The organism is Nostoc sp. 2RC (assembly GCF_014222165.1).
GTDB classification, from domain to species: Bacteria; Cyanobacteriota; Cyanobacteriia; order Cyanobacteriales; family Nostocaceae; genus Nostoc; species Nostoc linckia.
The window spans coordinates 19012-29589 of sequence record NZ_JACKZU010000052.1 but is presented as its reverse complement, the minus strand read 5'-3'; the positions used below and the strand labels follow the sequence as shown (position 1 = coordinate 29589).

Sequence of the window (10578 nt, the reverse complement as noted above, 5' to 3'; positions counted from 1 at the left end):
GTTTGTATCAACCTTAAGTGGACGCTACCACATTTTCATGCTTGGCGGTGAAATTTTTTTCATTGGGACTGCCTTCTGCCTTCTTCACGTTTTTACCTACTATTATCAAAAATAAAAATCATGGAAATTTATCTTGTTTACGCTAATGCTATTAACAACAGCAATAAATTCTGGTCAGCGAAAATTGAAGAAAACAACTTAATAGTACAGTGGGGTAGAGTAGGTTATAATCCCAAAACTAAAACGCATAGTTTCACTAATTCTCAACAAGCTATCAACAAATACAATAATTTGGTTTACGAGAAAAAATCCAAAGGTTATCAAGAGAGTCAGCCTCAAGTTGATTCTTGCAGCATTGGAGATATCAGAAGGGCGTTGCAAATCTTAAATACTCTGCGTCCTTATGTAGCCAACAAAAACTTTAATCCTGGCTACATTGAATCACTGAATAATTATTTGAAACTCGTGCCAACGCCACTAGGAATGCAGATTGATCCGCGCACTGTTTACCGAACAGTTGAAGATGTAGACCACCAGATTCAACTGCTAAACTCACTGCTGTCTACTGAACAATTGCAGCAGTCAAAAGATGATTCTAGCGAGAAAGTTGTTAGTATGAAGTCAATCAGCAAGAATTTCTGGCGAGTGGTTTAGCGTAATTTGCAGTATAGAAGGAGTAAAACTATGGCAAAAATAATTGTTAGCTCTTGGGAATCAGAGGGGTATGGACATAATTCTCATAATGATGAACAAATACATCCTCAATACTTAAAAATTAGAGAAATATGTGAACAATTAGGAATTGATATCCCAGAAATGGACACACAAATTACATCTCTTTACACAAGAACAGAGATTATTGCGGATGAGGTGGTATTAGATTATGTAGAACCAATTTACCGTAGTGATGCAGATGGATTTTCCCCATATCAATTAGATCCAAGCGATTACATCAATGCAGAATAAATAATCATATTCCTCAGTTATTTATTTGGCTGGGGAGTATAGTTAAAAGTTTTCAGTAACAGCTAAGCTGAATTTCTAGAAGTTTTAACCCTCCTTGCGGGAAGTCCCCCAGTGTAGTGAAAAGGAACTGGGGGATGAAAGCAAGGGCAGGATCTAGTTAGCTGCGCGGAGAATCTTGCTGCTTGATATATTTCTTCAAAACATCAAGCGATACTCCGCCACTGGAATTGACAAAGTATGAGCTAGACCAAAAAACAGGTTTCCAGTAGTATTTGTCAACATGAGACTTGAACTCCTTGCGAATTAGTCTGCTTGATGACGATTTTAGGACTTTTACAAACTCAGAAATATGATTGTCTGGAGACAGATTGACTAATAAATGAACATGGTCTTCTTCTCTACGAGACGCTACGCGAACACCGTTGAACTCAATTAAAATACTTTTTTGTTGTTCACAGAGATCCGTGAAAATTGCTTGCAACAAGCGTGAGAATTTCAGAAGTAATCACCTTGCGTCGATACTTAGTTACCAACACAATATGTAAGTGAATGCAAAATACCGCGTGAGAACTCCTTGTGAGTAAGCGTTGCACTGGATGTTAAGTGAATGGTATGATGACACCCATGATAGTAACACGTAGAACTACCTTTCGCTTATATCCAACTAAATCTCAGGAGTCGAAACTGCATTATTGGCGACGACTTCATAAAGATTTATTCAACGCCTGTCTTTACCACAGAAAGACAGAATATCAGCGTTTTGGTAATTCTATTAGTTACTATGATCAGCAAAATATTCTGCCAGATTTCAAAGAATGTTGGCATGAATATAAAGAATTAGGTTCACAAGCTTTGCAGGCAACTGTAAAGCGTCTTGACTATGCCTTTCAACGTTTTTTTAGTAGATTAGGTGGATACCCAAAATTCAAGTCTGCGCGACATTATCGTGGTTGGACTTACCCTGGAATAAGTGGATGGAAGGCACATACAACAGGCGATAACGGCTATCTAGAATTGTCTAATCTAGGACAGATTCAGATGAGGGGTAAAGCTAGAACTTGGGGTACACCAACGACTTGTACAATTATTTGGAAACAAGCTAAATGGTATGCCTCAATTACTGTAAACTGTGAATCAAAACGAGAAACTAGCACTGGTGCTATAGGTTTAGATTTTGGTACTTATCACGCTGTTGCTTGTTCAGATGGAACAATAATTGATAATCCAAAATTTTTAGCCAACACCCAACAAAAAATAGAGCAAGCATCTAAGAAATTGCGGCGCAAACGTGCGCCTAACTTCAAAAAGAAAATTAAAGCATCTAAACGTTGGAGAAAAGCCAAGAAACAAATTAGTAAACTTCAAAGTAAAGTTACCAATCAAAGACAAGATTGGCAACATAAAGTAGCTGCACAGATAGTAAAGAATAATTCACTGGTAGCTAGTGAGAAGTTGAACATCAAGGGGATGACTCGTAAAGCCAAGAAGGGCAGTAAGAGAAAACATCAAAAAACAGGATTAAATCGGTCGCTGTTAGATGTTGGAATTGGTAACTTGATATCACTTATCAAATACAAACTTGATGAGTTTAATGGGGTATTTGTTGATGTACCTCTCAAGATTGCTCCATCTCAAACTTGTCCTAGATGTGGACACAAAAACAAAAAAGAGTTATCTGAACGTGTGCATAATTGTGAAGTTTGTAATTTTGTTGCTGACCGTGACGTAGCAGCAGCTATGGTAATGCTCAATTATGCTAAGGGGTTAGGAACTAGCCTCTCAAACGCTGATGCTAAACCTCTTTCTAAAACCCCACAGCATTGTGGAGGGTTTAGGAAAGTTCAGCAGGTGAAGCGTCAGAAACCTCGGACGTAGCGAAGCGAAGTCCGTAGGTAGTTCATAATAGTAGTTTTATGGAAATCAAAACAATCTCTGTCACCTATTAAAGAAAATTCAATTTAGGTGATTATAAGTCAGTAGAGATAGGCTGTTCACTCTGGAGACAAATTGACCCATAAGAAGATGCACAAGGGGCTAGAGAATTTTTGTTTAAACAAGCCAAAGTTTCTGCCCTTGATTAAAACTTCGGCTTATCAAATGGGTAAGTATAAGCAACAACACTCAAGTATTAACAATCAAAATAATTTAGAGAACTGAAGAATGAAAACGCATTTGGGCGATGTGCTGCATTACTTGGGTGAAGTGGTGGTTGTCTTGAGCCTTTTGTGGAAGTTAGGATAACGAGCGAGGAAGTATCTTAAGTTACTCTTGAGTTTGCTGCTGTTCTAATTGTTGCACTTGTTCCACTGATAAGCCAGTTAACTTAGCAATTAAGTCAACACTCATACCCTCAATCAGCATATTGATAGCAATTTGACGGGCTTTTTCATCGCCGCCTTCGGTCTTGATTGATTGATAAACTACTGACTCACGCATGGTATTCCTTTGATTGAAACAAAAGTATATTGCTTATTCGGATTGCTCAACGTCTGTCATAACCAAACTTTGCACCTGTTCGATTGTCAATCCAGTGACTTTAGCCACCATTTCGACGGGCATATTTTCTTTTAGAAGGTTAACAGCAACACGGCGAACACCTAATTCAATCCCTTCTTCTTTACCTTCGCTCAGAATTGATTGATAAATGACTGACTCTCGCATAATGTCTTTCCTAAATAAACGCACAATCACTTCTTGATCTAATACTAACCCAGCTAAGATTGCAGCAGCAGCAGAAATATTGCTCTGTGTCCGTCTTTCACTAATTTTATCAACAGCCGCCGCCACAAGTTGTAGTGTACTAGCCTTATTCTCAGTCGCGCTTAATACAGCAAAGGGCAACAGCCCTGGAGTTCTTAGAAATATTTCTGATGGTTGTTCCCACAAACGAATTACATCAAACTCATGCCTCATTTTTCCTGTTGTAAATGTGAGTTGATACACTTTCTCCGACGTGGTTTTATCCAAGTAAATCACAAATTGATATATTTGTTTATTGGGAAAACGACGATATATCCGCAAGTAGTAATCAGCCATACGAAATGGCATATTTTCATCAGGCTCGGTTTGAAACTCTATGTGGAGAACAACTTCATCTGATTGCAACATGATTAAAGCATCGGCCCGAATTGGTTCTATTGATAGTTCTGTCGGGCTTAACTTAGTTAAAGTGATGGGTTTACCTAACAACCAAGTTGCAAAATCAGGAGAATACAATTCAGCAATTAATTTACAAGTATTATCGAACATCATTCATTATTTAGTTAAGTTTCATGGCAGACTTTAATTACTTGAAATCAGTTATAATAATCAATTATAAACGATTATTCTTGATAATTTTAAGAATTCATTTAGTAGAGAATAGCTTCGCTGAAAACCATTAAAAAATTGAATAAATTTGTATGGAAATCAAAACAATCTCCGTAACTTACCACAGAAAATTTAATCTTGGTGACTTTGAATCGGTAGAACTAGGCTGCTCATTATGGGGTCAAATCGAGCCAGAAGAAGATGCAGAAGGCGCAACACAGTTTCTTTTTGAGCAAGCGAAAGCGTCTGTAAAAGAAGCAGCAATGCCGTTAATTAAGGCATCTAGTCATCAAATGAATAAAGCTCGAATGTACAAACAATCTGCACAAAATAATACTACTGATAAAGGAGAGAATTTCTAATGAACACTGAAATTAAACTAGGCTTAGGTAATCCACCACTACCCGTTTACTTGTACGTTAAGAAGCTAGAAATCAACGGTCAAGTTTATGGTTGGTATAACTTTGATGTTGCTCTCGATAAACAAACTCCTATACCCCAGAGAGCATTAACGGGTTATATTAGCGAAATACAACTGACAGATAAAGATTACAAAGGCAAAGACAACCTGAAACTAGATATATTCATCTTGGCAGATGAACTTTATGTCGTTAGAAGCGGGATAGAGACTAACTTTACTAAGTCTTTCTTACTCGCCGCATCAGTTGTCGAGGATTTCTCTAGACCTGTGACAATTGTTGCTAATCCTGGAGAGGAAAATGTTGTGTTCTGCGCCTTGTATGATGCTTTAGCCAAAACTAAAATTCGTAGAGATTGGGATGCCAACGCTGACTGGGCAGGACTAATACAGCAGATTCAGTCAAAATTATCCACCAGTCCTAAATATAATTTGGATGAGGATGAAAATGATAATGCTGTTCTACAAACACCCTCTCCAAGTAAACCAAAACCTGCTGCGGTTCATCCACAAGACTTGAGAATTAAACAAGTCCGCACATTGACAAATTATCCAGTGGACTTAATTAAAGAGTGGCTGCAATTTCAGAATGTGTCATTCCCTAGTGAACTTCCTGTATCTGTGGTCGATAAACTAGTGAGAGACATTTGCTTTGCTTGGGCAGCGGACAAGGTTGATTCCAATACTGCCACCAGTTCATACCAGCAGCAGGTGTTGGGTGCAGTTGCGAATGGCACACCTGAGATAGAAGCCATCCGGCAATGGATGAATTATGTTGCGGGGCTGAAAACTCCAGCAGCTATTCGATAGAAATCAAAAGCAGCCCGCGTTGGCTGCTATATTTTTTCAACTATGAGAAAAAAATGCCAAGAATTAACTTAAACAAAGTAATTGAATTACTTCAACAAAATTCGCTTACACAAGGAACACTTGAATTCAAAGATGATGACTGGCGCAATTGGAGAATAGAGTTAAACGTTGAATATTTTCCAGCAGATGATAGCATTCCAGAAGCAGAACTAACTGAAGATGATTATGAGGAAGTACCTCGCTGTGATCTCCAGTGTGTAGATAATTGTTATCTCCAGTTCACGAGTTTTGTAAGTGACTACAAAGAAGCTTTATTGGATTGTTTAGAACGAGCAGAATTAATCAAAAACTAACCATGAACGCTGAAGACTTTGAATCAGATTTTGTAGATTTTTACGTTGATTTTGGGTATCGTGCAGACGGGATATTGCCCGATGGTATAAACCCTGCCTCTCATCTTGAATCAGAGGCGGGGTTAGACAGTCTTGCTGCAATTGCTAGAGAACACGCTGTTTCTTGCTGCTATTTTGTAGTTCTAACATGGCGAACTTTGACTGTAGGTTCTTATCCCTGTACAGAAGAAGAATACCAAAATCAACTTGTCCCTGAAACAGTTATCACAGCAGCTACAAATTACCAACCATCAGAAAATATATGGAAAAATTAGCCCAAAAAATAGAACTCCGAGTTCAAAAACTGGAGACAAATCTAGAGCTAACATACTCAGACATTTTCACCACAGTTTGTCAAGAAACCAATCTAAATTCTTTGGCTCTTGAGGAAGTTTTGGGATGTGATTGTCCACACGGATTAATAGGTTTTATCAAAGAGTTGAATGAATCGGAGGTTTCTGATTATCTCAACAAATAAGACCGATATCAATATTAGGAGTAAACACAATGACAAATAAAAAGTGGGCGGTAAAAAGATTAACTATCAATCTTGCTTCACAGGAGGCACAAACTTTAGATAACTATTGCAATACAACTGGTAGACCTGCAACTGATGTGATTCGGGAGTTAATCAGAAAACTAGGTGCGAATATATAGGGTTACTTCATGAAAGAACAAATCTTAAATACTTTGAAAGCAAATCCTCAAGGGTTGACAGTACAGCAAGTAGTTGAACAATTGCGGTTGACTAACTCAAAAGTTTCTCCTAGAGGTGTTAGAGAATTAATCAACCAAATGTTTGATGCTCAGTTCTGAATTCTTCTTCATAAAGTAGCTGGTGAAATTTATTGTCGTCATTCTATTTTATTTTACTGTTGACGCTAGAATAGATAAACGCTCATTTAGACAAGAATATAAACCTGATATTTGAATTCAAAAAAGCCATTAACCTTACCCAGAAGTAGCGAACATTACAATGGTTCAATTCGCACCAAAACTTTTAAGTGTTGAAGAATTTATTGTTCATTATGGCGATAATGAACGTTATGAATTAATTGATAGTGAATTAATTGAGATGGAACCAACAGGGCCGCACGAGCAAGTATCTGCTTTTATTGGGCGAAAATTGAATGTAGAAATTGACCGTCAAGAAGTATCCTATTTTATCCCCCCTCGATGTTTAATTAAACTTTTAGGAACAAATACAGCTTTCCGTCCTGATGTAATTGTATTAGACCAAACTCAGCTAATTAATGAACCATTATGGCAGCAATCACCCATAATTACATTAGGAAACTCCATTAAGCTGATTGCTGAAGTTGTTAGTACGAACTGGCAAAATGACTATGCTCGTAAAGTTGAAGATTATGCTCTGTTAGGAATACCTGAGTATTGGATTGTTGATTATCTGGGTATTGGAGGTAGAGAGTATATTGGCAAACCCAAACAACCGACAATCACTATCTGCAAATTAGTAGAAGATGAGTATCGCAAACAATTGTTTCAAAATAATCAGCAACTTATTTCTTCAGTCTTTCCTAACTTGCGATTAACAGCGCAACAAATATTTGCAGCCGGACAGCCTACTATTTAATTGTTTGCTCTTGCAATAACCTCTGCCACAATATTGTGTAACGCTGCCGATCGTTTGTAGTCTCCACAGCCAAGGATATCGGTTTTTTGGAGCCAATTAAGATCGCTTAGATCTTGCACGGCTTATCCCGGTGTAAAACAAATTCCCTGACAACATCATATAACATTGCATCTACAGTGGTTTCCATCACCATCGGCTACTCTCAGCCAATAGGGTAGGAAGCGTTAAACTGTTGGTGGAGCAAACTGAGCAATAACTTCGGCTCCTGTTAAATTTTTGGTTTTATTTGAAAAACAGTAATACCCAGGTTTTTCATCAATAAATATTTGATGATCGAAGACAAAATCTGGCGACTGCTCAAATAGCCCCACAGGGATGAAGTGCTGGTTGTTTTGTTTTAATCTATAAAATAGGTGAGTACCACATTGCTTGCAAAAGGCTCGTTCAGCCCATTCAGACGAATTAAATGTCGTAATATTTTCTTGACCTTCAAACGAGACTTCACTTCCGCAATCGACTACCAACAACGGACCACCTCCCCATTTTCTACACATTTGGCAATGACATCCGCCAATGTTTTTACTCACTGTCTTGACCGAGATACCGATCGCTCCACACAAGCAGTGTCCTTTGCCTTGATGTTGCTCAGACATATTACTTTCCCAGATTGCGAGATGAAATCACCCAAAAATGGCTAGCACACAGCTAGATATTGATTTATCTTATATATTAAAGACAAGTGATGCTTGCAGATACATTGTTAACAAAATTACTTACTTACCTTTGAGTTTATCTAAAAATAGCTACAACGAATAGTGCAACATAGATCGTTGACAAAATACATAGTAAAGTTAGCAGGAGTTTGGCTTTTAGTTAAAGATAGCTCCTCCTTTTAAAACTAAATCAGGGATATGAAAATTAAAATAGCGTTGGCTAAAATAGGTTAACTTCAGATGAAAATAAATTATTTCGGTATTTTTCTGTTATTTTTCATCATCATAGCCTAACGTCTTGGAGTTTTTTTCATGACATACACCCCGCCAAAAATACTGAGCTTTGATAATTTTATAACTGAATACGGGGACAATACGCGTTACGAACTAATTGATGGAGAGTTAAGGGACATGGAACCTACAGGCCCTCACGAAGCTGTGGCAGGGAATATTGCAGGTAGAATCTTTGTCGAAATTTTTCATTCTAATTTTAATTGGATAGTACCAAAAACCTGTTTGATTAAGCCGCCTGCTGCTGAAGCTACAGCTTTGCGTCCTGATGTGATTGTTTTAGATAAAGAACAATTGGCTAATGAACCTCTTTGGCAAAAACAACCGATTATTTGTAACGGCAATACAATTAAGCTGGTTGCTGAAGTTGTCAGTACTAATTGGCAGGATGACTATGCTAGGAAAGTAGAAGAATATGCTTTTCTTGATATACCCGAATATTGGATTATAGACTTCCGTGGATTGGGTGGTTTGCAATTTATTGGTAATCCGAAACAACCTACCTTCACCATCTGCCGACTAGTTAATGGTGTATATGAACAACGCCAATATCGTCTAGGAGATCCGATCTCATCTTATTTGTTACCTAATTTACGGATGAAACTCGACGATATTATGGCAACTTAAGAATTTATAGACAAAATGAACTATACTGCCATTATCAAATCGGCTGCAACAACCTCTGCCACAACCGTGTGTACCTCTGCTGGTCATCTGTGGTTCTTACAGCCAAGGAGATCGCTTTGTTTGAGCCAACCACAATGGCTAATTTTCTGGCACGAGTCAAGCCCGTATAAAATAGGCGATCATGTAATGCTGCATTTGGCACTCTCCATAGCTAAAAGCTGGGAGATTCTTGCATCTTAGGGATTCCAACGAATTTACCCTCAGCAAGCATCTTGACCGTATGCCCTACGGCTGCAAGTCCCCTCTGGAGAACTACCTGCGCCGCCGCCACATCCCTATCGGTGGTGTAACCACAATTTGAACAAACATGAGTACGTTGTGATAGTTCCTTCTTACCTGTCTCGAATCCGCAACTAGGACAAATCTGGCTTGTTTTGCGACTATCTACTTTCTGAAAATAGACACCACGCTTAAAGCAAGTCTGTTCCAGAATCTTGAAGAATTGACCAAACCCAGCATCTAAACAGTGCTTGCCCAACATCCCACGAGATAACCCTACTAGGTTCAAATCCTCAACAAATACCATCCCTACATTGTTACAGATTTGGTGAGACAGTTTCGAGTGCCAATCTTTGCGGCAACGAGCAACGTACTCATGCAGTTTTGCTACCTTCTTTTGAGCTTTCTTCCAGTTGTTCGAGCCAATACGTTTTCGAGAGACGCGCTGTTGCAGCAATTTCAGCTTGCGTTCGGCATCTACAAAAAACCTCGGACGTTTGACAGTTAAACCGCTAGAGGTAGCAATAAAATTTGTTAAGCCTACGTCAATTCCTAGTGCTTCACCTTGTGGCGTTGGCTGGGGTACAGATACATCCCATTGCAATATTAACATCACATACCAACCAGAAGCACGTTTAACAATACGAGCTTGTTTGACAGTAGCACTGTCAGGTATTTCTCGTGATTGATAAAATTTTAGCAAGCCAATTTTAGGAAATTTAATTTTTCCTTTTTGGATTGGATTAACCCCTAACTGTGAAAACGCAAAAGAGCGCATCTTCCCTGGTTTTTTAAATCTAGGAAAACCGTGTTTTTGTTCCCACATTGCCATAAAAGCATTTTCGAGTCGTTTCAGTGTTTCTTGTAAAACTTGTGCTGAAACTTTCTTGAGTTCAGGATATTTCTTTTTGGCTTGAGTTAATCTTTCGGATTGGTTAAAATAGGTTGGTCGTGGTGTATCAGCAGGAATTATGTACTCAGAATGTAACGAACAAGCATTAATCCGACAAGAACGAGATTTAATCCAATCTTTACGCTCACACAGCGCATAATTATAAACACGGCGACATTGTTCTAACCAGTCTTCAAATATGCCAATTTGGGCGCGAGTAGGTTTAAGCTTAAATTCGTAAGTCAGATGAAACACTTGAACTACCTCCGAGTTCTTTTTAATTTTTG

Annotated in this window: 18 protein-coding genes; 12 read left to right on the top strand and 6 right to left on the bottom strand. The window is 38.3% G+C overall.

What is annotated here, in order from left to right; all coding sequences use genetic code 11:
- The first annotated feature begins 120 nt into the window (after window positions 1-120).
- Window positions 121-654: a WGR domain-containing protein gene (locus GNE10_RS08895; protein ID WP_185564672.1), complete on the top strand. Its 534-nt coding sequence runs from the start codon at window positions 121-123 to the stop codon at window positions 652-654.
- A 30-nt stretch (window positions 655-684) separates the two neighbouring features.
- Window positions 685-966, top strand: a complete 282-nt coding sequence (locus GNE10_RS08890; protein ID WP_185564670.1) for a hypothetical protein — start codon at window positions 685-687, stop codon at window positions 964-966.
- 157 nt (window positions 967-1123) lie between these two features.
- Here GNE10_RS08890 and tnpA read toward each other — a convergent pair whose 3' ends face one another.
- A complete protein-coding gene (gene tnpA / locus GNE10_RS08885) occupies window positions 1124-1447 on the bottom strand; it encodes an IS200/IS605 family transposase (RefSeq protein ID WP_242062333.1) in 324 nt (107 codons plus the stop codon).
- Window positions 1448-1578: 131 nt separating this feature from the next.
- Here tnpA and GNE10_RS08880 point away from each other — a divergent pair, with 131 nt between their 5' ends.
- The gene (locus GNE10_RS08880) at window positions 1579-2841 is read left to right on the top strand and encodes a transposase (protein ID WP_242062329.1); all 1263 of its coding nucleotides are present in this window, start codon (window positions 1579-1581) and stop codon (window positions 2839-2841) included.
- A 387-nt stretch (window positions 2842-3228) separates the two neighbouring features.
- On the opposite strand, the gene GNE10_RS08875 is transcribed toward GNE10_RS08880, so the two are convergent.
- Window positions 3229-3402: a hypothetical protein gene (locus GNE10_RS08875; RefSeq protein WP_185564668.1), complete on the bottom strand. Its 174-nt coding sequence runs from the start codon at window positions 3400-3402 to the stop codon at window positions 3229-3231.
- Window positions 3403-3435: 33 nt separating this feature from the next.
- Window positions 3436-4215, bottom strand: coding sequence for an Rpn family recombination-promoting nuclease/putative transposase (locus GNE10_RS08870; RefSeq protein ID WP_185564676.1), 780 nt, complete (start codon window positions 4213-4215; stop codon window positions 3436-3438).
- 152 nt (window positions 4216-4367) lie between these two features.
- Here GNE10_RS08870 and GNE10_RS08865 point away from each other — a divergent pair, with 152 nt between their 5' ends.
- The 8 genes from GNE10_RS08865 (at window position 4368) to GNE10_RS08830 (ending at window position 7489) form a co-directional block, all read left to right on the top strand.
- On the top strand, window positions 4368-4637 hold the full coding sequence (locus GNE10_RS08865; protein WP_185564666.1) for a hypothetical protein: 270 nt from the start codon (window positions 4368-4370) through the stop codon (window positions 4635-4637).
- Window positions 4637-5503: a hypothetical protein gene (locus GNE10_RS08860; RefSeq protein WP_185564664.1), complete on the top strand. Its 867-nt coding sequence runs from the start codon at window positions 4637-4639 to the stop codon at window positions 5501-5503. Before GNE10_RS08865 ends, GNE10_RS08860 begins: the two co-directional genes overlap by 1 nt.
- A 53-nt stretch (window positions 5504-5556) precedes the next feature.
- Window positions 5557-5856: a hypothetical protein gene (locus tag GNE10_RS08855; RefSeq protein ID WP_185564663.1), complete on the top strand. Its 300-nt coding sequence runs from the start codon at window positions 5557-5559 to the stop codon at window positions 5854-5856.
- A gap of 2 nt (window positions 5857-5858) precedes the next feature.
- Window positions 5859-6170 (top strand): hypothetical protein, encoded by a 312-nt coding sequence (locus GNE10_RS08850; RefSeq protein ID WP_185564661.1) that lies wholly within the window; start codon window positions 5859-5861, stop codon window positions 6168-6170.
- Window positions 6158-6373, top strand: coding sequence for a hypothetical protein (locus GNE10_RS08845; RefSeq protein ID WP_185564660.1), 216 nt, complete (start codon window positions 6158-6160; stop codon window positions 6371-6373). Before GNE10_RS08850 ends, GNE10_RS08845 begins: the two co-directional genes overlap by 13 nt.
- Window positions 6374-6402: 29 nt before the next feature.
- Window positions 6403-6552, top strand: coding sequence for a CopG family transcriptional regulator (locus GNE10_RS08840; RefSeq protein WP_185564658.1), 150 nt, complete (start codon window positions 6403-6405; stop codon window positions 6550-6552).
- Between the two features lie 9 nt (window positions 6553-6561).
- Window positions 6562-6711 (top strand): hypothetical protein, encoded by a 150-nt coding sequence (locus tag GNE10_RS08835; RefSeq protein ID WP_185564656.1) that lies wholly within the window; start codon window positions 6562-6564, stop codon window positions 6709-6711.
- A gap of 160 nt (window positions 6712-6871) precedes the next feature.
- Window positions 6872-7489: a Uma2 family endonuclease gene (locus tag GNE10_RS08830; protein WP_185564654.1), complete on the top strand. Its 618-nt coding sequence runs from the start codon at window positions 6872-6874 to the stop codon at window positions 7487-7489.
- Window positions 7490-7713: 224 nt separating this feature from the next.
- Here GNE10_RS08830 and GNE10_RS08825 read toward each other — a convergent pair whose 3' ends face one another.
- Window positions 7714-8142, bottom strand: coding sequence for a GFA family protein (locus GNE10_RS08825; protein ID WP_185564652.1), 429 nt, complete (start codon window positions 8140-8142; stop codon window positions 7714-7716).
- Window positions 8143-8514: 372 nt separating this feature from the next.
- Between GNE10_RS08825 and GNE10_RS08820 the strand changes: the two genes are divergently transcribed.
- Entirely contained in the window at window positions 8515-9120 is a 606-nt protein-coding gene (locus GNE10_RS08820) for a Uma2 family endonuclease (protein WP_185564650.1), read from the top strand.
- A gap of 34 nt (window positions 9121-9154) precedes the next feature.
- Here GNE10_RS08820 and GNE10_RS08815 read toward each other — a convergent pair whose 3' ends face one another.
- Both GNE10_RS08815 and GNE10_RS08810 read right to left on the bottom strand, forming a co-directional pair.
- A complete protein-coding gene (locus GNE10_RS08815; RefSeq protein WP_185564648.1) occupies window positions 9155-9322 on the bottom strand; it encodes a heavy metal transporter in 168 nt (55 codons plus the stop codon).
- Between the two features lie 9 nt (window positions 9323-9331).
- The gene (locus GNE10_RS08810; RefSeq protein ID WP_185564647.1) at window positions 9332-10546 is read right to left on the bottom strand and encodes an RNA-guided endonuclease TnpB family protein; all 1215 of its coding nucleotides are present in this window, start codon (window positions 10544-10546) and stop codon (window positions 9332-9334) included.
- Between the last annotated feature and the right edge of the window lie 32 nt (window positions 10547-10578).

Bases quoted from the DNA above. Each gene is read 5' to 3' on its own strand.
- GNE10_RS08895 (WP_185564672.1), top strand. From the start codon at position 121: ATGGAAATTTATCTTGTTTACGCTAATGCTATTAACAACAGCAATAAA.
- GNE10_RS08890 (WP_185564670.1), top strand. From the start codon at position 685: ATGGCAAAAATAATTGTTAGCTCTTGGGAATCAGAGGGGTATGGACAT.
- GNE10_RS08880 (WP_242062329.1), top strand. From the start codon at position 1,579: ATGATGACACCCATGATAGTAACACGTAGAACTACCTTTCGCTTATAT.
- GNE10_RS08875 (WP_185564668.1), bottom strand. From the start codon at position 3,402: ATGCGTGAGTCAGTAGTTTATCAATCAATCAAGACCGAAGGCGGCGAT.
- GNE10_RS08870 (WP_185564676.1), bottom strand. From the start codon at position 4,215: ATGTTCGATAATACTTGTAAATTAATTGCTGAATTGTATTCTCCTGAT.
- GNE10_RS08865 (WP_185564666.1), top strand. From the start codon at position 4,368: ATGGAAATCAAAACAATCTCCGTAACTTACCACAGAAAATTTAATCTT.
- GNE10_RS08860 (WP_185564664.1), top strand. From the start codon at position 4,637: ATGAACACTGAAATTAAACTAGGCTTAGGTAATCCACCACTACCCGTT.
- GNE10_RS08855 (WP_185564663.1), top strand. From the start codon at position 5,557: ATGCCAAGAATTAACTTAAACAAAGTAATTGAATTACTTCAACAAAAT.
- GNE10_RS08850 (WP_185564661.1), top strand. From the start codon at position 5,859: ATGAACGCTGAAGACTTTGAATCAGATTTTGTAGATTTTTACGTTGAT.
- GNE10_RS08845 (WP_185564660.1), top strand. From the start codon at position 6,158: ATGGAAAAATTAGCCCAAAAAATAGAACTCCGAGTTCAAAAACTGGAG.
- GNE10_RS08840 (WP_185564658.1), top strand. From the start codon at position 6,403: ATGACAAATAAAAAGTGGGCGGTAAAAAGATTAACTATCAATCTTGCT.
- GNE10_RS08835 (WP_185564656.1), top strand. From the start codon at position 6,562: ATGAAAGAACAAATCTTAAATACTTTGAAAGCAAATCCTCAAGGGTTG.
- GNE10_RS08830 (WP_185564654.1), top strand. From the start codon at position 6,872: ATGGTTCAATTCGCACCAAAACTTTTAAGTGTTGAAGAATTTATTGTT.
- GNE10_RS08825 (WP_185564652.1), bottom strand. From the start codon at position 8,142: ATGTCTGAGCAACATCAAGGCAAAGGACACTGCTTGTGTGGAGCGATC.
- GNE10_RS08820 (WP_185564650.1), top strand. From the start codon at position 8,515: ATGACATACACCCCGCCAAAAATACTGAGCTTTGATAATTTTATAACT.